The sequence below is a fragment of the Yersinia alsatica genome (assembly GCF_025133195.1).
GTDB lineage: Bacteria > Pseudomonadota > Gammaproteobacteria > Enterobacterales > Enterobacteriaceae > Yersinia > Yersinia alsatica.
In genome coordinates, this window is record NZ_CP104006.1 from 1,166,250 (window position 1) to 1,188,626 (window position 22,377).

The window sequence follows — 22,377 nt, forward strand, 5'->3', positions numbered from 1 at the left end:
CTTCAGACACCGTTGGTCGATTATCGTTTTCGTAGTAACGACAATTGACGCAATATTTACATTAAAAGCGGGGGTCGCGTAGTGAATGGTCACGAAAGGTGGGTGATCGATAAGCGAGGCTAGCTTTTGTCGCATTATATCATAACCGGAGTAAATGGAAGGAAAAATCAATACCGCGCCAGCATGACAGCGCGGTATTGTTACTTTTATCTCTGCCAGTGGATTACCAGAAGCCCAGCACTTTCCACCAGGCGCTACCAATAATCAGCCAGATAGGAATGACCACCAGACTCATTAAGAAGCCAATTTTCCACCAGGTTGCCAGCGGGATAAAGTTACAACCGAACAGAATTGGAGCAGGGCCGCCGGAATAATGGGTGGTTGCCATATACAGGTTACTGAACATACCAAATACTAATACTGTCAGCATGGGCGGAGCACCTGCTGCGATAGCAATGGAAACAAAAATCGCATACATGGCGCTGATATGGGCAATGGCACTGGCCATCATATAGTGGCTGTAATAGTACGCCAGCAGCAGAATACCCATCATCGGTACCCAGTTCATACCCTGTACCGAACCGGCAATCGACGATCCAAACCAGCTAATAAAGCCTAATTTATTCAGTTGGCTAGCTAGTGTGAGGAGCACCGCAAACCAAATTACCGTGTGCCATGCTTCTTTCTCGGCAATCACATCATCCCAAGCCAGTGCACCGCTCAGTAATAAGATGGCTAAACCAATAAAGGCGGTCATGGTGGCATCAATATTCAGTGCTGAGCCGCACACCCATAAGGTCACCAGCCCAATGAAGACGGATAATACGATCCACTCATTGCGGCTCATTGGCCCCATTTCTTTTAATTTTTCAATTGCCAGTGCGCGCATTTCTGGCGTTTTCTTTAATTCCGGTGGATAGAAGCGGTACAGCAGCAGCGGGATCACCGCCAGAGAGATTAAGCCGGGAACAATGGCAGCCAGTGCCCAACTGCCCCAAGTAATGGTGATACCCATTTCACCCGCCAGCTTGCCGATCATTGGGTTGCCAGCCATTGAGGTCAGGAACATTGCGCAGGTAATGGCGTTGCACTGGAAGATACATTGCACCAGAAATGCTCCGATTTTGCGCTCGGTTCCACGGTCGGGTGTTGACTCATAAGCTTCAGATATTGAACGGAACAGTGGGGTGATGATGCCACCACAACGCGCTGAAGTAGATGGCATCGCGGGGGCAAACAGTAAATCGGTCAGCACTAAACCATAAGCCAGGCCCAGTGAACTGTGACCGAGTTTACTGATAAATAGATAACCGACTCGGCGACCAAAACCCGTTTTGATAAAACCGCGTGAGATAAAGAAGGCGCACGCAATCATCCAGATAGTGGGGTCAGCGAAGCCGACTAACACTTCCTTTATGCTCAACAGGCCAGTTGCCGCCACGACCGTCAAGCTGAATATAGCCATTGCACCCAGTGGATATGGCGAGAGGATCAGGCCAATAACCGTTGCCGCAAAGACCGCCATGAGGTGCCAGGCACGCGGATCGACAGATTCAGGTACCGGGCTAAACCAGATACCTATCCCAATAAATAGGATAAGCAGCATTCTTCCTATACGTGTTTTGAATATCGACATGATTATTTACCCTGATGTTATTTTATGTACAGTGCTAATCATCGCCAGTAAAAAGAAGGTGATAATTCAATTATTAAGGCTGTGATTATATGAAGTAACTGTATCGGCAAAATAACGTAATCATTTTGATCAAAGTCATTCTTATATTCTACGGAGCATGGATGCAGGACGGGAGAATATATTGTTCTGAACAGGGTAATTCAGACAAAATTTATCGATTACTTTACTTTTTTAATTATATTTGGCGGGATTTTATCTGTTGAAACAACATAATTTCGCACTAATAGACGAGTAGATAAGACAATTCAGATAATGGTTAGGATAAATCTTGTATATTAAATGGTCTAATGAAAAATAATGTATAACGTATAAACTCAGCTTATTGAATTCCTTACTCTTGGGCCGAAAAAATTTAATATCACTATTAATGGATTGATATTCTGAGTAACAAAAAACCCGCACGAATGCGGGTTATTTTTTGGGAGTAATTTAACTGCTCAGGGCTATCACCTTCATCGCTATCGTAAATTACTCCGGTACCCTGTACCCTTGAAGATTCAGCTATATTTGCTGTAACTCCAATGAGTTGGGTATATATTATTGACTCTTACAGAGCAATAACATTTACCGCTGATGGGCCTTTAGCGCCATTCTCGATAGAGAACTCAACTTTTTGGCCTTCATCTAAGGTTTTGAAATCATTGCTCTGAATGGCAGAGAAGTGAACGAACACATCTTTGCTGCCGTCAGCAGGAGTGATGAAACCGAAACCTTTATCAGCGTTAAACCATTTTACTAAACCAGTCATTTTATTAGACATAGAGATACTTCCTTCATTTATATATTAATTGCCGCCATAGGCGAGCGAATAGGCTGGGGCACAACTTATGGGGCACTTAGAAGGAATTTCACGGAGAAGAGGTATCTGTCTGATAGCACTAATACGGGAACTGCTTTACTAAAACTGCTTGGCATAAATGTTACTGTCAACCGGTACTGCTTTATTACGTGGGGAGCGGCTACTCTGCTCGGGTCTGGCCGTCATCGCTGTCGGCAACCTGCTCCCCAAATCATACTGTATTAATTACAGTGCGATTACGTTTGCCGCTGCTGGGCCTTTAGCGCCGCTCTCGATAGAGAACTCAACTTTTTGGCCTTCATCTAAGGTTTTGAAATCATTGCTCTGAATGGCAGAGAAGTGAACGAACACATCTTTGCTGCCGTCAGCAGGAGTGATGAAACCGAAACCTTTATCAGCGTTAAACCATTTTACTAAACCAGTCATTTTATTAGACATAGAGATACTTCCTTCATTTATATATTAATTGCCGCCATAGGCGAGCGAATAGGCTGGGGCACAACTTATGGGGCACTTAGAAGGAATTTCACGGAGAAGAGGTATCTGTCTGATAGCGCTAATACGGGGAACTGCTTTACTAAAACTGCTTGGCATAAATGTTACTGTCAACCGGTACTGCTTTGTTACTTGGGGAGCGGCTACTCTGCTCGGGTCTGGCCGTCATCGCTGTCGGCAGCCTGCTCCCCAAAATCATACTGTATTAATTACAGTGCGATTACGTTTACCGCTGATGGGCCTTTAGCGCCGTTCTCGATAGAGAACTCAACTTTTTGGCCTTCATCTAAGGTTTTGAAATCATTGCTCTGGATGGCAGAGAAGTGAACGAACACATCTTTGCTGCCGTCAGCAGGAGTGATGAAACCGAAACCTTTACCAGCGTCAAACCATTTTACTAAACCAGTCATTTTATTAGACATAGAGATACTTCCTTCAATTATTTTTGCCACAATTGTGTAGCGAACGTGGTCTGTCTTTCAGAGGGTAACTTACTTAGGCACTTAGGAGGAGACTCACGGAGAAGGGATATCTATGGATAACGCTTGAACTGAGGACTGCTTTACTAAAACTGCTTTCATAAGGTCTGTGTTCCAAACCGATGAAGCTATTTAACCACAACACATTCCTCGTGGCAACCTAATATTTGACTACCATAACGAATATCAATGGTTTTTTCATCTGGATGTCAATGGTAAATGTTGATTTTAATGTGATGAAACAGCTAATTACGACGATAAAAGCCGGTGATAAAATTTAATTATTTTAGGTGTTTGATGCTAGACGCCGGAGGAGGTACTCCCCCGGCATGGGAATTTAACGAGGAGAAACGGTGACAGTACCGCTGCGATCACTGGCAATGATAACGCGTTGGCCGGCACTGAAGCGGGTTGGCCCCTGTGCTTGAACGACAACAATGCTGCTGCCATCATCCCGACGAATTTCCAATTGCACACCTTCACTACGGTTCATTGCGCTCTGCACACCCTGACCCGCCATACCACCAGCAACCACACCACCCGCTGTTGCCAGGCTATTACCACGGCCACCACCGATAGTATTACCTAAGAACCCACCGACCACGGCACCACCAATGGCCCCGGCGACATTATTCTCACTGCCACCCTGGATGGTTACCGGGCGAGCGGAGACGATAGTGCCATAGGTCACTGTCTGTACTTGCCGTGCCTGAGAGGCCGTGAAAGTATCACCAGATGCCGTTCTGTTGTTGGCACATCCACTTAATACGGTAGCGGCGAGCGCTACAACAATAATCAGTTTATTCATATTTAACCCCTATGTTTAGCACAAGTCAGATGTTGGTGATGCTTCAGCCATACCCCTCTTATTTGACGTTGCAGCGGTGTTGCCTGTTTGTACTTATACGCCAACTACATTGAGTATAGATAGTTGTTAGTTATGACTATAGCGTGATAATGATTCATTTGAGGAGATAATATTAAGCAGATGTAATATAGGCGAGTTCCCGGTTTCTATTCGTGTTACCGTCAATGCTAATTATGGCTCTCTATTGCTTCAGGAATGCTGTCTTGTCACGCTCGATTCTTTCTACCAAGATTTTTCGCCTCGACCTCGGTCGCTTAATCCTTATTCTGGCTGTGATGAGTGCTTTTGTGACACTGGCGAATAGCTTTTATGCGAGTTATCGGGTGCAGCGACAGCTACTGATTGATAACACTTTGGAAGCCAATCGTGTCTATGCCACTAAGCTGGCGTCCAGCACTGAAATTTTTCTGAGAAGTGCGCAACGGCAACTTCATTACAGCAGCATGATTGCGGCAAAGCATTTCGACGATCAGGCGCTTCTGCAAGCTGAAACCGCGCGGCTAAAATACCAAACTGATAGCTTCAACTCGGTGGTCGTGACTGATGCTCACGGGGTTGTCCGCGCTACCTCACCTGATAGCCTCCAATTACTGGGCCATACCCTGACGTCACCTGGCTCAGTGGAAGCGCTCAAATTACGCCGCCCAATAATCAGCCGACCTTACATGTCAGCAGCCAATAATCTGGTGATCAATATTTCGACACCAATTATCACGCCGGATGGACGCTATCGCGGTTATATCGGCGGCACTATTTATCTGCGCAAACAAAGCATTCTAAACGAGTTACTGGGTGAGCATTATTATCGCGATGGTTCTTACATCGTGGTGTTGGATAATGAATGGCGCATTCTGTATCACCGCGATGCGAATCGTATCGGGGAAATTCTTGAGTCTAAACCCCTTACCGAGATGGCGAAAAACGCCACTAACGGCAGTTTGATGGTGACGAACACCGATGGTGAGTCAATGCTGGCGGGCTATGCCATCGTTGAGCCATCAGACTGGCAAATCATTACATTGCGGCCAGAGGTAGCGACCTTAAAACCCCTGGAAGGACTTATGCTGAAGGGGTTGGGCCATATCACGCCGCTGGCATTACTCACATTGATGGGTGTTTGGCTATTATCACGGCTGATTGCTCGTCCGTTGTGGCTGCTTGCGGGCAGTGCCAATGCCATGGACAAACCCGATATTGCCAGCAGTATCAAAGAAATACCTTCATGGTATTTTGAGGCCACCCAGCTTAAGCGGGCGCTGTTGATTGGTATCAGCCTACTGCAAAAGAAAATTGGTAAACTGCGGTTTGAAGCACAAACCGATCCCATGACCGGGCTGTATAACCGACGCGGGCTGGCCACGACACTTGAGCCAATCTCACAACTGGAACAGCACTTTTCTGTTATTGCGCTGGATATTGACCATTTTAAAGCGATTAATGACTCTTACGGTCATGATGTGGGTGATGAGGTTATCAAGCAGGTAGCGGTTCAGATCCGTGAAAGCTCTCGTGATACCGATATCCTGTGCCGTAGTGGCGGGGAAGAGTTCCTGATATTGCTGCCGGGCACCACTCCTGATGTGGCGATACAGGTCGCCAACCGGCTGCGCCACAATGTAGAAATGATGGTGATGCCAAACATTCGGCCTATCACTATTTCATTAGGGGTGGCGTACTGGAGTGGCGATGGGATGCCAGAGGATGCATTAAAACGGGCGGATGAAGCATTATATCGCGCGAAAGATCAAGGCCGTAATCGGGTCGAAATTAGCTAATAAAAAAGGCGCGCTCCGTGTGGAGTACGCCTTTTTAAACAACACTTTAACTGACTAGTATCAGTTCATGCCGTATTTTTTCAATTTCTTACGCAGCGTGCCACGGTTGATGCCCATCATCAGGGCAGCACGGGTTTGGTTGCCACGGGTGTATTGCATCACCATGTCCAACAATGGCTGTTCAACTTCAGCCAGTACCAACTCATACAGGTCACTCACATCCTGACCATTCAGTTGAGCAAAATAGTTCTTCAGTGCTTGTTTAACCGAGTCACGCAAAGGCTTTTGAGTCACCTGATCTTGTGAATTTACGGTTGCAACGGTCAGTACGTCAGAATTTACGCGTTGTTCGAACATAGTTCTGTCAGCTCTTTTTTCTGTTTACGCAAGATTTTCGAAATATGCCTCCAACGCCTCCAGCTGTTCGCTGGCATCCTCAATGGCGTTGAATGTGCGCCGAAACTGGTCGTTAGGGGCGTGCTCCTGGAGATACCAAGAGACGTGCTTACGTGCAATACGAAATCCCTTGCCTGGACCATAAAAGTCGTGCAATTCCCGTATATGCCCATTTAACAAGCGCTGCACTTCGCCAAGTGGCATCGGTGGCAACAACTCCCCAGTGTCCAGGTAATGCTGGATTTCCCGGAAGATCCAAGGTCTTCCCTGAGCGGCACGTCCTATCATCAGGGCATCAGCCCCAGTGTAGTCGAGCACCGCTCTGGCTTTATGCGGGTCAGTGATGTCACCATTCGCGATAACGGGAATGGAAACAATCTGCTTAACTGCCCGAATGCTGTCGTATTCCGCCTCGCCATTAAACAGACAAGAACGGGTTCGGCCATGAATTGTCAGAGCTTGTATACCACAGCTTTCAGCTAGTTGGGCAATTTCTATACAGTTACGGTGTTCTGGCGACCAACCAGTCCGGATCTTCAACGTTACCGGCACATCTACCGCATTAACTACTGCGGAGAGGATCTGTTTGACCAGATCAGGATGCTGCAATAATGCCGATCCTGCCAGTTTGCGGTTCACTTTCTTGGCCGGACATCCCATATTGATGTCAATAATTTGGGCACCATTCGCCACATTAATTCTGGCGGCTGCTGCCATATCATCCGGGTCGTTACCGGCAATTTGCACGGTACGAATTCCAGGCTCATCACTATGAACCATGCGCAAACGCGACTTATCCGTCCGCCATACCTCTGGATTAGAGGAGAGCATTTCAGATACAGCCATCCCAGCCCCCATGCCATGACATAGCGCTCTGAAGGGGCGATCTGTGATACCCGCCATCGGGGCGGCAATCAGGCAATTTGTAAGCTGGAAGTGTCCAATACGCATAGACAAAGAATGACCACACTGTGTCCGTAAGGGCGCGTATATTACGCATTTTTGCGCTCAGATGAAAGGCCAAACTTTGACCAATTGATGAAAAAAGAGCGATAAATAACGGACTAAACTTGGCTAATTAATTATTTATTTATATATAACATGGCGTTAGTGCAAATTGGTTAATTTGTGCGCTTTAATATTTTCTATCAAACAACATAATTATCGACTGCGGACATAGCATAATATCGGTTGAAAGTGCTGATTTATTCAGCAAATCAAAGATAAAGCGCAGATATAAATGAGTCAGACATCTCATTTCGGTTAAAAATAGTGCCTGACGGATTGCGATCTGATGCCGGGAAATGCTAGCGGTTGCTCGTCGATTGAGTGAACCTCAATATCGAGGCTCACTCTACAAGTGAGTCACATCGCCAATAGCTTTCGATGTAATAATCTGTTCGCGCAGTATTATTTTTTGATACCGGTAATACGGCACCACTCTTCTTTCTCGGCCACCGGGTCTAGAGTGAATTTATCTTCGTAGGCCTGTGCCACGCCAGCCGCTTGTGTCGCCAGCACGCCTGACAGCCCAAGATGGCCGCCCGCAACCGGTAGGACACTGATCAGCGGTGCCAATTCCCGCAGCGGACCTGCCAGAATATTGGCCACCACCACATCAGCAGATAAATCTGCTGGCTGGTCTTTTGACAGATACAGCTCCAAACGCTCTGAAACGCCATTACGCTGCGCATTATCGCGACTGGCTTGGATAGCCTGCGGATCGATATCAATGCCAATAGCGCGCGTTGCACCGAGTTTTAGAGCTGCAATTGCCAGGATGCCAGAGCCACAACCAAAGTCGATAACGGTTTTACCGACCAAATCCAGACCATCGAGCCATTGCAAGCAGAGTGCCGTGGTTGGGTGGGTGCCAGTACCAAAGGCCAAACCCGGGTCCAGCATCACGTTCACGGCAGTTGGGTCGGGCACATCGCGCCAGCTTGGGCAGATCCACAGACGCTCACCAAAACGCATCGGGTGGAAGTTATCCATCCATTCGCGTTCCCAATCTTTATCTTCCAACTGCTCAATCTTGTGGATAAAGCCTTTACCGAGTTGCGGATTATATTCCAGCATAGCAACCACTTCGGTCATGTCGGTCTCGGCATCATACAGGCCAATGACATCAGTATCGCCCCACAGGCGGGTCTCTCCCGGCAGAGGTTCAAACACCGGGTTATCGTGGGTATCTTGAAAAGTGACTGAAACTGCGCCACTTTCTACCAGCGCATCGCCAAGGGATTCGGCCTGATTACCGCTGGTGTTTAACTTGAGTTGGATCCAAGGCATAGCAATTCTCTCAAGGCCCCGTTTAGCCTAAGGCGATAAATGGGGCCATTTAAATTAGTTTTTAATCCGCGCTGACCACTGCGGGCTGGCGTGTTTTTGCTCGGTCACCAAACTGGTTGCCGATGTAAAACGCCAGCAGATTCAGTGCCAGCGATGGCACTATCGGGTGCAGACCGGCTATCTTAATATCGAAACTGGCCAGTACTGTATAGCATACCGCACCGACAATCATTGAGCTAAGAGCACCGTGGGCATTGGCGCGCTCCCAGTACAATCCCAGCACCAATGGCCAGAGGAATACCGCTTCAAGGCCGCCAAAGGCTAAGAGATTCAGCCAGATAATCATTTCTGGTGGGCGCCAAGCAGCAAGCAGCAATAACAGCCCAAGAATCAGTGTCGACATGCTGGAAATGCGAGTCAGCTTGCGTTCGTTCTTCAGCTCTTGTGGCCTTAGATTGAGGTATAAATCTTTCACAATAGTGGCCGACGATTGCAGCAGTTGGGCATTAATGGTCGACATAATCGCCGCCATAGGAGCCGCGAGAAAGATCCCGGCGGCAAAAGGTGGCAGCACGGTGATCATCAGTGTGGGGATCACCTGATCCGGGATCTTCAGATCCGGCAAGATAGCCCGGCCCAGTGCACCCGCTAAATGCATACCAAACATCAAGATGGCGACGACGATGGTGCCAATGATAATGCCACGGTGTACCGCTTTGCTATCACGATACGAAATACAACGCACCGCGGTATGTGGCAAGCCAATGACTCCAAAACAGACCAGGATCCAGAAAGAGGCCATAAATGGCAGGTCGAGGATCTGATCGCCGCCCTGAGGAGAGACCAATGCAGGGTCAATGTGCTGTAAAGTCTCAACCGCTTTATGTAGCCCGCCAGCTGCATGGATAACCGCCACTAACAGCAAAATGGTGCCGACCAACATTACCAGCCCTTGTAGGGCATCGTTGAGCACACTGGCTCGGAAGCCACCAAAAGAGGTGTATAGCGCGATACTGATGCCGAAGATCAATAAACCGGTGTCGTAAGGGATCCCAGCGGCGGTTTCCAGCAAGCGGGCTCCACCGATAAACTGCACTGTCATGGCCCCGACAAAGGCTACCAGTAAGCTGAGGCTAGCCAACCACACCAATAAGCGGCTCTGATAGCGGGCATACAGCATATCATTGAGGGTTACGGCATTATAACGGCGTGCCAGAATGGCAAACTTCTTACCTAACACGCCCAGCGATAGCCAGACCGCGGGCAGCTGAATCATCGCCAGCAATACCCAGCCCAACCCATACTTATAGGCAGCACCCGGCCCACCGATAAATGAACTGGCGCTGATATAAGTCGCGGTCAGGGTCATTGCCAGTACGAATCCCCCCATCGAGCGGCTGCCGATAAAGTATTCGTTGAGAAAATTCCCGGTTTGGCGGCGGGTATAAGCATAAATGGACAGGCCAAATACCATAACCAGATAGCCCACTAACGGCAGGATGACATCAGTTTGCATTGTCGTCCTCCAATGGGATATCGCGAAATATCACGCGCACCATTAAGTAGCACAGCACGATAAACAGCAGCGGCAGAGCAATACAGGCGGCTTCAAACCAGGCGGGCAGCCCGCTTAACCCAGGAATATTGCCCGGTAAATAGGCAGTTATTATCCAGCCCGCCAGATACGCCAGCGTCAAGCCAAAGGCCCAGCGTGCTTCTTTGTTTGCCTGTAGGAACCTTGTGTCCATTTTTCCCCTTCTTATTTGGCTTTGTAGCGGTGTTAGCCGCATCCATTGAAACGCCAGCTATGTCAATCAAAAGAAAAAGCCGGTCAGCATGATATTTCATAAACAGATTATTGTTTAGCTGAAATATCGTAAGCCTATTTATTCAGTTGCTTAACCTAATCAGAATGACGAGGTGTCTGGCAACACTTTCAGCCGATCTCTTCTTGTCTTGTGTGTATGCGTGTGTAGAATAAATATCAGGTTAGGAGGACATATGAAATCGACTGACCTGATAAAAGAGCTAATGGCCGCGGGGTGTGAACTTAAACGGCATAATGGAGGAAGCCACCAAATATGGTGGTCGCCAATAACAGGAAAGACATTTCCTGTACCACATCCGAAAAAGGATTTACCCATTGGTACTATTAGGTCTATCAAGAGAATGGCGGGGATCTGATCCCCGCCGACTTTGGAGGCTCATATGTTATTTTCAGTAGGTGTAGAGACACCAAAAGATGAAAAAACCGCATACGGTATAATTGTTCCGGCGTTTTCTGCTTATGAATACGGATGTTTCTCAGCTGCTGATGTTCAGGAAGATATTGCCGTTATGGCTAGAGAAGCTATTTTGCTAACCGTTGAAGATATGATTCTCAGCGGGAAGTTCTCGGTTGAAGATATCAAGGATGCTGGTTTTATGGTTTATGCGGCTAATCCTGAATATTCATTTTGCGATACATGGTTTGTTATTGATGTTGATCTATCTGAGTTTGAAGGGAAACAGCAACGGATTAACATTGCGCTGCCAGATATTTTAATAAAGCGGATTGATTATTTTGTGCGAAATAAAAAATCAATTTATCGCGATAGAAGCCATTTTTTTGCCGAGGCGGCGCGACATGAACTCACTCAAGATAATGAAATATCATCAGTTTCATCAAAATAAAATATCTTTTATTTCAATTTATTAGGCAATAAAAAAGGCCGGTGATTTACCGGCCTTGATAGAAAAATCAAAAGCATGAAAGACGCAATATCAGGTTTCTTGTAACCCGAGTTTTTTCTCCAGATAGTGGATATTGGTTCCACCGTGCTGGAAGTTTTCGTCGTTCATGATGCGCTGCTGCAACTCAACGTTGGTTTTAATGCCATCGATAATGAGTTCTGCCAGTGCATTTTTCATGCGGGCAATAGCCACATCGCGGTTTTCGCCATAAGTGATCAGCTTGCCGATCATCGAGTCATAATACGGCGGTACAGTATAGCCGGCGTAAATATGAGACTCCCAACGCACACCAAAACCGCCCGGCGCATGGAAACGGGTAATTTTACCCGGACTTGGCAGGAAGGTATTTGGGTCTTCGGCGTTGATACGGCATTCTACTGCGTGGCCGTGAACTTTCACTTCATCTTGTTTGATGGAGAGAGGTTGGCCAGCAGCAATACGCAGCTGTTCTTTAATCAAGTCGACACCGGTGATCATTTCGGTAACCGGGTGCTCAACCTGAATACGGGTGTTCATTTCGATGAAATAGAACTCGCCGTTTTCATACAGGAACTCGAAAGTACCGGCGCCACGATAGCCGATTTCCACACAGGCTTTCGCACAGCGCTCACCGATATAACGGCGCATTTCGCTGGTGATGCCAGGTGCTGGAGCCTCTTCAACCACTTTCTGGTGACGGCGCTGCATAGAACAGTCACGTTCTGCCAGATAGATAGCACTACCCTGACCATCAGCCAAAATCTGAATTTCGATATGGCGTGGGTTCTCAAGGTATTTTTCCATATAAACCATGTCGTTATTGAAAGCTGCTTTAGCTTCCGCACGCGTCATGTTGATGGATTGCTCAAGATCTTTATCGTGACGAACCACACGCATACCACGACCACCGCCACCGCCAGATGCCTTGATAATGACCGGATAACCGATTCGTTTGGCAAAGGCTTTGTTTTTGGTAGTATCGTCGCTCAGTGGGCCGTCAGAGCCTGGTACGCAAGGTACACCGGCTTTCTTCATCGCGCTGATAGCAGAAACTTTATCACCCATCAGGCGGATGGTTTCGGCACGCGGCCCGATGAAGATGAAACCTGAACGTTCTACCTGTTCGGCAAAATCAGCATTTTCAGACAGGAAACCATAGCCGGGGTGAATAGCCACCGCGCCGGTGATCTCAGCAGCAGAAATGATTGCCGGGATATTCAGATAACTTTTAACAGAAGGCGCGGGACCGATACAGACAGTCTCGTCAGCCAATAACACGTGCTTAAGATCACGGTCTGCGGTGGAGTGAACTGCCACAGTTTTGATCCCCAGCTCTTTACAAGCTCGCAGGATACGCAGCGCAATCTCACCGCGGTTAGCGATTACGATTTTATCAAGCATGGAACGCCTCGTTACTCGATGACGACAAGAGGCTCGTCGAATTCAACCGGTTGACCGTTTTCAACCAGAATGGCTTTTACAGTACCGGATTTATCTGCTTCGATTTGGTTCATCATTTTCATCGCTTCAACGATGCAAAGAGTGTCACCAGCAGAAACTTTCTGACCTACTTCAATGAAGGCTTTAGCATCCGGGCTCGGGGTGCGGTAGAAAGTACCGACCATTGGGGAGCGCACGATATGACCACTGATAGCTGCTGGTGCAGCGGCTTCAGCAACTGGTGCTGGAGCTACGGCGGCGGCCAGAGCGGGCTGCTGCTGTGGTGCAGCAAAAGCATACGGCTGTTGCATCATTGGGTAGTTTGGTGCGGCGGGAGCACGACTGATACGTACTGACTCTTCGCCTTCTGAGATTTCCAGCTCTGAAATGCCGGACTCTTCAACCAGTTCGATCAGTTTCTTAATCTTACGAATATCCATGAGTGTGATTCCGTACTCTTTATGTGTTGCAATTATACCCATCATGCTTCGAGTTGCATGTGTGTTGACTGCCTTCGTTCACCCCAATCACTTACTTATGTAAGCTCACGGGACTTGCTCAGTTGCCGCCTTCCCACAACTCGAATTATTTCGGGTCTAGTTGGATTGTGACAAGCGATTTACCGCTGCCTGTAAAGCAAAGTTGTAGCCATCTGCGCCAAGTCCGCAGATTACGCCAACTGCAATATCAGAGAGATATGAATGATGACGGAATGGCTCCCGAGCATGCACGTTAGATAAGTGGATCTCGATAAACGGGATCTCCACACCTAACAACGCATCACGCAGCGCGACACTGGTGTGCGTAAATGCTGCCGGGTTGATCAGGATAAAGTCGGTATTACCCCGTGCCTGGTGAATTCTATCGATCAGCGCATGTTCTGCATTTGACTGCAAATGGGACAGCACCACATCCATTCCCTGAGCCTGAGTCTCTAACTGGCTGACAATATCAGTCAACGTAGTGTAACCGTACTTTTCCGGTTCACGTGTCCCAAGCATATTCAAGTTAGGGCCATTCAGAAGCAAAATGTGAAACTTATCCGACATTGTGCTGGTATCTCCGGCAATTAGTACATCATCGTAAAAAATAACCTGATGTCACCGATTTGTCACCTTTTTACGACGAATTTGACACTGCGATCGGCACTAAGGTCGAGCATTATAATGATATCGTAGCAATTAGCAGCTAAATACTGGTCTTATCAGCGAAGATATTCAATAGAAAAGAATACGAATTGTGCGTTCACTACCTAATTATGTCCTCCGTACATGATGTTGCACGGAGGTTAACGGGGTGCGCAGACTCGAATGACTGACGCTCACTGATAATGCCGAGAACTTTGGCTATAAAGCGTGGAGAACGCGGGTAAGTTCCAACTTTTAGCGGCACCATTGCCGAAATTTCTTATAACGCAGTGCCAATAATATGGCTGCTGTCACGGCATAAATAATGGGTAGGGGTGACAGAGTTTTCACCGACCAAAGATAATGAATCGGCGCGAGAATGGCGACAACATACACCAAATTATGCAGCTTTTGCCAGTTAGCTCCCATTTTTCGTTGTGCCCACAAGGTGGATGTCACGGCCAGTGACAGTAACAATAACCAACTAATGATGCCCAATGTCAGGTAGGGGCGAGTGACCAATTCACGGCCTAATAGGCCAATATTGCTCAGCCCTAGTTCCAGTACCGAATAGCTAACCAGATGTAATGTGCCCCAGGCAAAACACCATAACCCCAACAGCCGGCGACAGCGGATCAGCAGCGGTTGCTTGCCGTAGCGGGCCAACGGCGTGACCACCAGAGTTGCCAATAACAGTTTAAGTGTCATACGGCCGGTAAAATGCTGAATATCTTTAGCGGGATCGGCACTAAACCAGCCTTGGTCGACAGAGAGCACCAACCACAGAAACGGCAGAGACGCAGCCAGCCAGATCGCGACCTTTAGCCATTTAATTTGCCGTAAGCTAAGCCGCATTAGAAATTCTCCCGTAGATCCAAGCCACGATAAAGGGAGGCGACTTGATCGGCATAGCCATTAAATAATAGGGTCGGCTGGCGTTGTACATCAAGGATGCCGCCGGAGCCAATAAAGCGCTCGGTTGCCTGTGACCAGCGCGGGTGGTCGACATGTGGATTTACATTGGCATAAAAACCATACTCGTCGGGTGCGCTCAGGTTCCAGGTCGTTGGGGGCTGGTCATGAGTCAGGCGAATATGAACAATGGATTTTATTCCTTTAAAGCCATATTTCCACGGCGTGATAAGCCGCAGCGGCGCACCATTTTGCGGAGGCAGAGCCTTGCCATAAACACCGAGTGTCATAAAGGCCAGTGGGTGCATGGCCTCGTCCAGCCGTAGCCCCTCTACATAAGGATATTTCAGGCCACCACCAATAAAGCGATCTTCTTGCCCCGGCATTTGATCCGGTGCATAAAGTGTTTGGAAGGCGACGTAGCGAGCATTGCTGGTCGGTTCAACCAGCTTCAATAATTTCCCCAATTCAAACCCAATCCACGGCACTACCATTGACCAAGCCTCTACGCAGCGCATGCGATAAATGCGCTCCTCCAGAGGAAAGCGTTTCATCAGGTCATCAATATCGAGAGTCATCGGTTTTGCGACGTCGCCGTCGATCTTTATCTGCCAACCTTCGGTTTTGAGCGTACCGGCATTAGCGGCAGGATCAGCTTTATCTTGGCCGAATTCATAGAAGTTATTGTAACCGGTAACTTTATCTTCCGGGGTCATCGCCAAATTTGGGTGGTAAACCGTTGATTTGGTGAAATCCAGCGGCTTGCCCGATGGCGCTTTGGGGCGGTCATTACCTTTAAACCATGCCAGCAAATCGGCCTGCGCAGAGGTAGGCAGCGCAAGTGTAGCTGCGGTGATACCGAGGGCTTGCAATACCTTCCGACGCTGATAAAAAATGCTCTCTGGAGTCACATCAGCTTCAGTCAGTTTGCGCGGCACATTATGAGTGCTGGAAGCGTTGCTCTTGGAATTGAATAAAAAATTGCGCATAACATTACTCCATCAGAGTGGAAGTCACCCTTAATAGTAATAATCATGGCGGGTTATGGGAATAAGTGCGAGTAAACGAAGGAAAATTTCATATTTCCAATTGTTGCCATATGAAACCGGAGGTTTAAACCCCCGGCTTATTGATTAGCGAACTTTAACCAGTGTTCTGCCGGTAACATCGTTTGCCAGTAAACGCTCGGCAATGGCGGGGGCATCCGCCAATGTGATGGATTGCGATGCTTGAAGATAGAAACTTTCCGGCAAAATCTTCTGTAGCCGTTGCCAAGCTTGTAGACGCCGTTGTTGCGGTGTCATGACTGAATCCACACCTTGCAAGCGCACATTACGTAGAATAAATGGCATAACGGTTGTTGGTAACGTATAGCCACCGGCCAGGCCACAAGCGGCAACCGTACTGTTGTAATTCATTTGCGCCAGGATTTTAGCCAGCACTTTGTCACCCACAGTATCAATCGCGCCAGCCCACAGCTGTTTCTCCAGAGGGCGCGAAGCATCAAGATAGTCATTGCGGGATAACACCCGCTGAGCACCCAGACTTTTCAGGTAGTCGCTGTTACTGTCGCGGCCAGAAATAGCGGCAATGTTATAACCCAGAGCCGAAAGTAAGGCGATTGCAGTACTACCCACACCTCCACTGGCCCCACTCACGACCACTTCGCCGCTTTCAGGGGTTACGCCACCTTCTTCCAATGCCATCACGCATAACATAGCCGTGAAGCCAGCCGTGCCAATAATCATTGCTTTGCGAGGTTCTAGCCCTTCGGGCATCGGCACCAGCCAGTCGCCATTAACACGCGCCTGCTCGGCCAAACCGCCCCAATGGTTTTCACCGACACCCCAGCCAGTCAGCAACACGGATTGCCCAACATGAAAACGTGGATCTTCGCTGCTGTGGACGGTACCGGCAAAATCAATACCGGGAACCATAGGGAATTCGCGGATAATTTTCCCTTTGCCCGTGATAGCCAGCGCATCTTTATAATTCAGGCTAGACCAATTGACATCAACGGTGACATTACCGGCAGGGAGTTGTGACGGAGATATTTCACGCACTTCTGCGGTAGTACGGCCTTCAGTTTGCTCAAGGACAAGCGCTCGCATGTGGCACTCCAAAAATTCAAAAGAAGTATGAGTTAAGAGTGAGCCAATATAGCGACAACATCAACCTTCTAGCCTGATCAAAAACAAAAATCAGGCTATTGATCCTGACCCTGACTATCCTTTAGGTTGTGGGAGCTGAACTTCAGGGAAAAAGGCTGAGTTATTACGTTTTTGTCGCATTATGAAGTAAAAAATCAGTATTATGATGCCTTTCTGTCATATAGTGTTTTCCTCGAGGGAACTGAGGCATGTTTTTCACTTAATTGCGCTTCGCAAGGCTAAGGGATGCGATTTACAACCAAATTATCTGTGTTTATGACACTGCTGGTCGTTGTGGCCATGTGTCTGGTGTTACTGGGTAGCACCGCAAGTTTCTTTTATCTGTGTCAGAAAAAAATGGAGCATCGCCTTCAAGGCATTGTGACTGCTTATGATCAGTCACTGCTACAGCAACCTGCTGATAAAGAACGTGAATGGTTGCCTATCATGATGCGGACTCTGGGTGTGTTGGAAGTCAGTATCCAGAATGAAAACAGCACGCTTTATCAACTCAAGCTTCCTGCCATTTATGCTCCGTGGAATAGCCAAAGCCGCTACCGTAGTCTGGCTGTTCCGATGCTGCATCAGCCGGGAGCTTCGATGCATTTCACTTATATCGATCCCTTAAGCAGCTACGCCCGTTCCCTGTATGCGGCAGCCATTTTGTCATTGGCGGTCATTGTTATCGCGATGACACTGTTATTAAGTTTCCGCTGGTTGCGTGAGCAGACCGCAGGTCAGGAGAAGCTTGAGTGGCGGGCGAAGCGAATCCTTAATGGCGAGCGTGAACATGCCATTCGTAGTGAAGGCCATGAATGGCCGCCTTGTGCCAGCCGTGCCATTGACCATCTATTGGCAGAGTTAATCGAAGTGAGGGAAGAGCGCAATCGTGTTGATACATTGATACGGACTTTTGCGGCCCAAGATGCCCAAACCGGCTTCAGTAACCGCCAGTTTTTTGATAATCAATTGACGACTCAAATGGAAGAACCGGGTGCTCATGGCGTCGTGATGATGGTGCAGTTGCCTGATTTTGATAGCTTAACTGAAACGGATGACCATCAAAAGGTACAAGAATTGATGCATTCGTTAATTAACCTGCTTTCCACATTTGTTGCCCGCCATCCCTCGGCATTATTGGCTCGCTATCATCAAAGTGATATTGCCATATTACTCCCGCATAAAACGCTAAAAGATGCCGATGTCATGGCCGCCCAGCTGGTGCATGCCGTGGGATCGTTGCCCGACCCTCATGTGATTGACCGTGAGTCATTGCTGCATATTGGCATTGTGGCGTATCGCAGCGGCGATTCAGCAGAAGAGATTATGGATAATGCTGGACAAGCGACCAAAAATGCGGCGATGTATGGGGGTAATGGCTGGTATGTCTACGATACTCAAGTGTCAGAAAAAGGGCGCGGCAGTGTCAAGTGGCGCACTTTGTTGGAACAGACACTGGCTAACGGTGGCCCCCGGCTTTATCAGAAGCCGGTTGTGACGGTTGACGGGAAAATTCATCATCGCGAAATAATCAGCCGTATATATGATGGCGAGCAAGAGCTACGGGCAGCTGAATTTATGCCTCTGGTGCAACTGTTCGGTTTGGGCGAACGTTATGATCGTCAAAAAATTGATCGGATAATTCCTTTATTAGCTTTATGGCCGGACGAAACTCTGGCATTTTCTATCTGCGTTGATTCATTATTGCAACGTCCTTTCCAGCGCTGGCTGCGGGATACACTGCTACAGTGTAGAAAATCTGATAGAGAGCGAATTATCTTTGAACTTGCAGAGGCAGATGTGTGTCAATATATCAGCCAAATCCGTCCGATGATGCGTTTGCTACTCGGTGTAGGCTGCAAGGTTATGGTGTCACAGGCCGGATTGACGGTTGTAAGCACCTCATACATTAAGTCTCTGCGGGTTGAAATGATCAAGCTTCATCCGGGATTAGTAAGAAATATTAATTTACGTTACGAAAATCAGTTGTTTGTCGATAGCCTGACCGGTGCTTGTGCAGGAACCCATGCGAAAGTTTTCGCCGCAGAAGTTCTTACCCGTGAAGAATGGCAAACTCTGAAAGAGAAAGGTGTTTACGGTGGACAAGGCAATTTTTTTGCTCCGCCAACCCTTTTGAACCCCGGAAAGAAAAAATATTCGTATTAGGGCCATGTTTAGCCTGATCGTTGAGCAAAAATTAACGTAGAATGTGCCAGTCATTTCCGTAAATCGTTGGTGGGCGCTTACTTCCGACGAGAATCAGGTTAAATGTTAGATTTTATGTGCTGTGTTACGCCGGTCGTTGCGCAGAATCCGTGTTGTGCCGAAGGTTTATTCAACCTTTTCAAGCTGCCTGGGTTCTGAACGGAACGAGACGTCAATAACGCAGCTACTTTTTCACCGAATCAGGACGTTTTTGCGCCTTGTCGCTGCTTCGTGTGGTTGGTAAAGTAGGCGGATTTTATTTTCCGCCCCCAGCTTGCAGGATTATCCTTTCGTTATGTTTAAGAAATTTCGTGGCATGTTTTCCAACGACTTGTCCATCGACTTGGGTACCGCCAATACCCTTATATATGTTAAAGGACAAGGCATTGTACTGAATGAACCTTCAGTGGTTGCTATTCGCCAGGATCGTGCCGGTTCACCGAAGAGCGTTGCGGCTGTGGGCCATGATGCCAAACAGATGCTGGGGCGTACCCCCGGCAATATCGCAGCTATTCGTCCGATGAAAGATGGCGTTATCGCCGACTTCTTTGTCACTGAAAAAATGCTGCAACACTTTATTAAGCAAGTTCACAGCAACAGCTTTATGCGCCCAAGTCCGCGTGTATTGGTGTGTGTACCGGTCGGGGCAACTCAGGTTGAGCGCCGTGCGATCCGTGAATCTGCTCAGGGCGCAGGCGCTCGTGAAGTGTTTCTGATTGAAGAACCTATGGCTGCGGCCATTGGCGCGGGCTTACCTGTTTCTGAAGCGACCGGTTCAATGGTGGTGGATATTGGTGGCGGTACCACAGAAGTGGCCGTTATCTCTCTGAATGGTGTGGTTTATTCTTCTTCCGTACGTATCGGTGGTGACCGTTTCGATGAAGCTATCATTAATTATGTGCGCCGTAACTACGGTTCACTGATTGGTGAAGCAACCGCCGAACGTATCAAACACAGCATCGGTTCTGCTTATCCGGGTGATGAAGTTCTGGAAATTGAAGTCCGTGGCCGTAACCTTGCAGAAGGTGTACCACGTGGCTTTACTCTGAATTCCAATGAAATCCTTGAAGCGCTGCAAGAGCCATTGACGGGTATTGTCAGTGCGGTGATGGTAGCGCTGGAACAGTGTCCGCCAGAACTGGCGTCGGACATCTCTGAACGCGGTATGGTGTTGACCGGTGGTGGCGCATTGCTGCGTAACCTGGATCGCTTGCTGATGGAAGAGACCGGTATCCCGGTGGTGGTGGCAGAAGATCCATTGACCTGCGTTGCCCGCGGTGGTGGTAAAGCGCTGGAAATGATCGACATGCATGGCGGCGATTTGTTCAGCGAAGAATAGTCAGCCAAAAGGAGAAGGGCCGGTCGGATAAATCGATACCCAAGGTAAGAAGTCATTGGCGTTACAGCCAGGCAATAAACACATTCGAATGCGCTGGCATCAGTCAGTCATTTGGGTGAGTCGCCATCATCTGCTGTAACGTCAAGTACGAAAGGGTGATTCAGATTTGGCGCTTCCTCCTTTATGCCGTCAAGGAATACCCATAATTTATGAAGCCGATTTTTAGCCGGGGTCCATCCCTGCAACTGCGGTTGTTCTTTGCCGTTCTTGCAGCCATTATTTTAGTTATAGCGGATAGTCGATTAGGTACATTTGTTAAAATACGTACCTATATGGACACCGCCGTTAGTCCTTTCTATTTTCTGGCCAATGGGCCACGCAAAGTTCTCGACAATGTTTCTGAAACTCTGGCTACCCATCAACAATTGGAGCTGGAAAATCGCGCATTGCGGCAAGAACTGTTGCTGAAAAATACTGACCTCCAGTTACTTGGGCAATTTAAGCAGGAAAATAACCGCTTACGTGAATTGCTCGGATCACCGCTGCGTCAGGATGAACAGAAAATGGTGACTCAGGTGATGTCCAGCGGGACAGATCCCTATAGTGACCAAGTGGTTATCGATAAAGGCTCTAATAATGGTGTGTACGAAGGCCAGCCGGTTATCAGTGACCGTGGCGTCGTAGGCCAGGTCGTAGCGGTGAGTAAATTAACCAGCCGCGTATTATTGATTTGCGATACTTCCCACGCGCTACCTATTCAGGTACTGCGAAATGATATTCGGGTCATTGCTGCCGGTAGTGGTTGTACTGATGACTTGCTATTAGAGCACTTGCCTAGCAATACAGATATTCGTGTCGGTGATGTGTTAGTGACATCCGGCTTGGGGGGACGTTTCCCTGAAGGCTATCCTGTGGCGGTGGTTTCGTCGGTCAAAGTTGACAACCAGCGCGCTTATACGGTGATTCAAGCTCGCCCGACCGCTGACTTGCAGCGCTTACGTTACCTGTTGCTCTTGTGGGGCGCTGATCGTAATGGCGATGTACCATTGCCACCTGATGAAGTTCGCCGTGTGGCAAATGAACGCCTGGCTCCCATGATGTCACAAGTATTGCCAGCCGCAGATGCTATGGGGCCTCCGGCACCGCCTGCGGTGACAACACCACCAGCAGTGACTGCTCCGGGAGTATCACCATGAACCGTTACAGCAGCAATGGCCGTTGGGTGATCTGGTTGTCCTTCCTCATTGCCATGGTGCTACAAATTATGCCGTGGCCTGAACAGATTTATATGTTTCGGCCTTCATGGCTGGCATTAGTCTTAATTTATTGGGTGATGGCATTACCGCATCGGGTGAATGTTGGCACCGGCTTTATTCTGGGGCTGATTATGGACCTTATTTTAGGTTCAACCCTCGGGGTCCGGGCTCTGGCGCTTAGCATTATCGCTTATCTGGTGGCGTTTAAATTTCAGCTATTCCGCAATATGGCATTGTGGCAGCAGGCGCTCATTGTGATGCTGCTTTCGCTGACGATGGATGTGGTGGTGTTCTGGTCCGAGTTTTTAGTCAGTAATGTCTCATTCCGGCCTGAAGTATTCTGGAGTAGTGTAGTCAACGGCATTTTGTGGCCTTGGCTATTTTTGTTAATGCGTAAAATTCGCCGCCAATTTGCGGTGCAATAAGGACTTAAGAC

General features: G+C 48.2%; 23 protein-coding genes. 7 read left to right on the forward strand and 16 right to left on the reverse strand.

The window, feature by feature from the left end; all coding sequences use genetic code 11:
- Nucleotides 1-223: 223 nt before the first annotated feature.
- The 5 genes from N0H69_RS05040 to N0H69_RS05060 form a co-directional block, all read right to left on the reverse strand.
- Nucleotides 224-1,636 carry an anion permease gene (locus N0H69_RS05040; RefSeq protein WP_050110775.1) on the reverse strand — a complete coding sequence of 471 codons (1,413 nt, stop codon included), beginning with the start codon at nt 1,634-1,636 and terminating at the stop codon, nt 224-226.
- A 607-nt stretch (nt 1,637-2,243) separates the two neighbouring features.
- A complete protein-coding gene (gene cspG, locus N0H69_RS05045; protein ID WP_005163087.1) occupies nt 2,244-2,456 on the reverse strand; it encodes a cold shock protein CspG in 213 nt (70 codons plus the stop codon).
- A gap of 264 nt (nt 2,457-2,720) precedes the next feature.
- Nucleotides 2,721-2,933 carry a cold shock protein CspG gene (gene cspG, locus N0H69_RS05050; RefSeq protein WP_050318557.1) on the reverse strand — a complete coding sequence of 71 codons (213 nt, stop codon included), beginning with the start codon at nt 2,931-2,933 and terminating at the stop codon, nt 2,721-2,723.
- 266 nt (nt 2,934-3,199) lie between these two features.
- Nucleotides 3,200-3,412, reverse strand: coding sequence for a transcription antiterminator/RNA stability regulator CspE (gene cspE, locus N0H69_RS05055; RefSeq protein ID WP_005174354.1), 213 nt, complete (start codon nt 3,410-3,412; stop codon nt 3,200-3,202).
- A 394-nt stretch (nt 3,413-3,806) separates the two neighbouring features.
- Entirely contained in the window at nt 3,807-4,277 is a 471-nt protein-coding gene (locus tag N0H69_RS05060; RefSeq protein ID WP_050150496.1) for an outer membrane lipoprotein, read from the reverse strand.
- 275 nt (nt 4,278-4,552) lie between these two features.
- On the opposite strand from N0H69_RS05060, the gene N0H69_RS05065 reads away from it, so the two are divergent.
- Nucleotides 4,553-6,112 carry a GGDEF domain-containing protein gene (locus N0H69_RS05065; protein WP_050150922.1) on the forward strand — a complete coding sequence of 520 codons (1,560 nt, stop codon included), beginning with the start codon at nt 4,553-4,555 and terminating at the stop codon, nt 6,110-6,112.
- A 60-nt stretch (nt 6,113-6,172) separates the two neighbouring features.
- On the opposite strand, the gene fis is transcribed toward N0H69_RS05065, so the two are convergent.
- From fis to N0H69_RS05090, 5 genes are all read right to left on the reverse strand, one after another.
- Entirely contained in the window at nt 6,173-6,469 is a 297-nt protein-coding gene (fis, locus tag N0H69_RS05070; RefSeq protein ID WP_002210061.1) for a DNA-binding transcriptional regulator Fis, read from the reverse strand.
- 24 nt (nt 6,470-6,493) lie between these two features.
- Nucleotides 6,494-7,459, reverse strand: coding sequence for a tRNA dihydrouridine synthase DusB (gene dusB / locus N0H69_RS05075; protein ID WP_032911567.1), 966 nt, complete (start codon nt 7,457-7,459; stop codon nt 6,494-6,496).
- Nucleotides 7,460-7,918: 459 nt separating this feature from the next.
- Complete coding sequence (prmA, locus tag N0H69_RS05080) at nt 7,919-8,800, reverse strand: 50S ribosomal protein L11 methyltransferase (RefSeq protein ID WP_050150498.1); 882 nt, start codon at nt 8,798-8,800, stop codon at nt 7,919-7,921.
- 61 nt (nt 8,801-8,861) lie between these two features.
- Complete coding sequence (gene panF / locus N0H69_RS05085; RefSeq protein WP_050123190.1) at nt 8,862-10,316, reverse strand: sodium/pantothenate symporter; 1,455 nt, start codon at nt 10,314-10,316, stop codon at nt 8,862-8,864.
- A complete protein-coding gene (locus N0H69_RS05090) occupies nt 10,306-10,548 on the reverse strand; it encodes a YhdT family protein (RefSeq protein WP_050135550.1) in 243 nt (80 codons plus the stop codon). The genes panF and N0H69_RS05090 overlap by 11 nt, the downstream gene beginning before the upstream one ends.
- Nucleotides 10,549-10,801: 253 nt before the next feature.
- On the opposite strand from N0H69_RS05090, the gene N0H69_RS05095 reads away from it, so the two are divergent.
- Complete coding sequence (locus N0H69_RS05095) at nt 10,802-10,984, forward strand: type II toxin-antitoxin system HicA family toxin (RefSeq protein WP_151419900.1); 183 nt, start codon at nt 10,802-10,804, stop codon at nt 10,982-10,984.
- A gap of 24 nt (nt 10,985-11,008) precedes the next feature.
- Nucleotides 11,009-11,473 (forward strand): type II toxin-antitoxin system HicB family antitoxin, encoded by a 465-nt coding sequence (locus N0H69_RS05100; RefSeq protein ID WP_050110719.1) that lies wholly within the window; start codon nt 11,009-11,011, stop codon nt 11,471-11,473.
- Nucleotides 11,474-11,563: 90 nt separating this feature from the next.
- Here the strand turns inward: N0H69_RS05100 and accC are convergent, their stop codons facing one another.
- The 6 genes from accC to acuI all read right to left on the reverse strand — a co-directional run bounded on the left by accC (nt 11,564) and on the right by acuI (nt 17,102).
- Nucleotides 11,564-12,913 (reverse strand): acetyl-CoA carboxylase biotin carboxylase subunit, encoded by a 1,350-nt coding sequence (gene accC, locus N0H69_RS05105; protein WP_050110721.1) that lies wholly within the window; start codon nt 12,911-12,913, stop codon nt 11,564-11,566.
- An 11-nt stretch (nt 12,914-12,924) separates the two neighbouring features.
- Entirely contained in the window at nt 12,925-13,392 is a 468-nt protein-coding gene (gene accB, locus N0H69_RS05110) for an acetyl-CoA carboxylase biotin carboxyl carrier protein (protein WP_050150500.1), read from the reverse strand.
- A gap of 156 nt (nt 13,393-13,548) precedes the next feature.
- The gene (gene aroQ, locus N0H69_RS05115; protein ID WP_050110723.1) at nt 13,549-14,001 is read right to left on the reverse strand and encodes a type II 3-dehydroquinate dehydratase; all 453 of its coding nucleotides are present in this window, start codon (nt 13,999-14,001) and stop codon (nt 13,549-13,551) included.
- Between the two features lie 333 nt (nt 14,002-14,334).
- Nucleotides 14,335-14,934 (reverse strand): protein-methionine-sulfoxide reductase heme-binding subunit MsrQ, encoded by a 600-nt coding sequence (gene msrQ / locus N0H69_RS05120; RefSeq protein ID WP_050110725.1) that lies wholly within the window; start codon nt 14,932-14,934, stop codon nt 14,335-14,337.
- Entirely contained in the window at nt 14,934-15,980 is a 1,047-nt protein-coding gene (gene msrP, locus N0H69_RS05125; RefSeq protein WP_050110727.1) for a protein-methionine-sulfoxide reductase catalytic subunit MsrP, read from the reverse strand. Before msrP ends, msrQ begins: the two co-directional genes overlap by 1 nt.
- Nucleotides 15,981-16,124: 144 nt before the next feature.
- Nucleotides 16,125-17,102 carry an acrylyl-CoA reductase (NADPH) gene (acuI, locus tag N0H69_RS05130; RefSeq protein WP_050135552.1) on the reverse strand — a complete coding sequence of 326 codons (978 nt, stop codon included), beginning with the start codon at nt 17,100-17,102 and terminating at the stop codon, nt 16,125-16,127.
- Between the two features lie 285 nt (nt 17,103-17,387).
- Here acuI and csrD point away from each other — a divergent pair, with 285 nt between their 5' ends.
- The 4 genes from csrD to mreD all read left to right on the forward strand — a co-directional run bounded on the left by csrD (nt 17,388) and on the right by mreD (nt 22,366).
- Complete coding sequence (gene csrD, locus N0H69_RS05135; protein ID WP_050150501.1) at nt 17,388-19,307, forward strand: RNase E specificity factor CsrD; 1,920 nt, start codon at nt 17,388-17,390, stop codon at nt 19,305-19,307.
- A gap of 334 nt (nt 19,308-19,641) precedes the next feature.
- On the forward strand, nt 19,642-20,685 hold the full coding sequence (gene mreB / locus N0H69_RS05140; RefSeq protein WP_002228205.1) for a rod shape-determining protein MreB: 1,044 nt from the start codon (nt 19,642-19,644) through the stop codon (nt 20,683-20,685).
- Between the two features lie 209 nt (nt 20,686-20,894).
- Complete coding sequence (mreC, locus tag N0H69_RS05145) at nt 20,895-21,881, forward strand: rod shape-determining protein MreC (RefSeq protein WP_050110733.1); 987 nt, start codon at nt 20,895-20,897, stop codon at nt 21,879-21,881.
- Nucleotides 21,878-22,366: a rod shape-determining protein MreD gene (mreD, locus tag N0H69_RS05150; protein WP_032911561.1), complete on the forward strand. Its 489-nt coding sequence runs from the start codon at nt 21,878-21,880 to the stop codon at nt 22,364-22,366. Before mreC ends, mreD begins: the two co-directional genes overlap by 4 nt.
- The last annotated feature ends 11 nt before the right edge of the window (nt 22,367-22,377 follow it).

What these genes read in the sequence shown, in the direction of transcription:
- N0H69_RS05040 (WP_050110775.1), bottom strand. Translation starts at nt 1,636, where the DNA reads ATGTCGATATTCAAAACACGTATAGGAAGAATGCTGCTTATCCTATTT.
- cspG (WP_005163087.1), bottom strand. Translation starts at nt 2,456, where the DNA reads ATGTCTAATAAAATGACTGGTTTAGTAAAATGGTTTAACGCTGATAAA.
- cspG (WP_050318557.1), bottom strand. Translation starts at nt 2,933, where the DNA reads ATGTCTAATAAAATGACTGGTTTAGTAAAATGGTTTAACGCTGATAAA.
- cspE (WP_005174354.1), bottom strand. Translation starts at nt 3,412, where the DNA reads ATGTCTAATAAAATGACTGGTTTAGTAAAATGGTTTGACGCTGGTAAA.
- N0H69_RS05060 (WP_050150496.1), bottom strand. Translation starts at nt 4,277, where the DNA reads ATGAATAAACTGATTATTGTTGTAGCGCTCGCCGCTACCGTATTAAGT.
- fis (WP_002210061.1), bottom strand. Translation starts at nt 6,469, where the DNA reads ATGTTCGAACAACGCGTAAATTCTGACGTACTGACCGTTGCAACCGTA.
- dusB (WP_032911567.1), bottom strand. Translation starts at nt 7,459, where the DNA reads ATGCGTATTGGACACTTCCAGCTTACAAATTGCCTGATTGCCGCCCCG.
- prmA (WP_050150498.1), bottom strand. Translation starts at nt 8,800, where the DNA reads ATGCCTTGGATCCAACTCAAGTTAAACACCAGCGGTAATCAGGCCGAA.
- panF (WP_050123190.1), bottom strand. Translation starts at nt 10,316, where the DNA reads ATGCAAACTGATGTCATCCTGCCGTTAGTGGGCTATCTGGTTATGGTA.
- N0H69_RS05090 (WP_050135550.1), bottom strand. Translation starts at nt 10,548, where the DNA reads ATGGACACAAGGTTCCTACAGGCAAACAAAGAAGCACGCTGGGCCTTT.
- N0H69_RS05095 (WP_151419900.1), top strand. Translation starts at nt 10,802, where the DNA reads ATGAAATCGACTGACCTGATAAAAGAGCTAATGGCCGCGGGGTGTGAA.
- N0H69_RS05100 (WP_050110719.1), top strand. Translation starts at nt 11,009, where the DNA reads ATGTTATTTTCAGTAGGTGTAGAGACACCAAAAGATGAAAAAACCGCA.
- accC (WP_050110721.1), bottom strand. Translation starts at nt 12,913, where the DNA reads ATGCTTGATAAAATCGTAATCGCTAACCGCGGTGAGATTGCGCTGCGT.
- accB (WP_050150500.1), bottom strand. Translation starts at nt 13,392, where the DNA reads ATGGATATTCGTAAGATTAAGAAACTGATCGAACTGGTTGAAGAGTCC.
- aroQ (WP_050110723.1), bottom strand. Translation starts at nt 14,001, where the DNA reads ATGTCGGATAAGTTTCACATTTTGCTTCTGAATGGCCCTAACTTGAAT.
- msrQ (WP_050110725.1), bottom strand. Translation starts at nt 14,934, where the DNA reads ATGCGGCTTAGCTTACGGCAAATTAAATGGCTAAAGGTCGCGATCTGG.
- msrP (WP_050110727.1), bottom strand. Translation starts at nt 15,980, where the DNA reads ATGCGCAATTTTTTATTCAATTCCAAGAGCAACGCTTCCAGCACTCAT.
- acuI (WP_050135552.1), bottom strand. Translation starts at nt 17,102, where the DNA reads ATGCGAGCGCTTGTCCTTGAGCAAACTGAAGGCCGTACTACCGCAGAA.
- csrD (WP_050150501.1), top strand. Translation starts at nt 17,388, where the DNA reads ATGCGATTTACAACCAAATTATCTGTGTTTATGACACTGCTGGTCGTT.
- mreB (WP_002228205.1), top strand. Translation starts at nt 19,642, where the DNA reads ATGTTTAAGAAATTTCGTGGCATGTTTTCCAACGACTTGTCCATCGAC.
- mreC (WP_050110733.1), top strand. Translation starts at nt 20,895, where the DNA reads ATGAAGCCGATTTTTAGCCGGGGTCCATCCCTGCAACTGCGGTTGTTC.
- mreD (WP_032911561.1), top strand. Translation starts at nt 21,878, where the DNA reads ATGAACCGTTACAGCAGCAATGGCCGTTGGGTGATCTGGTTGTCCTTC.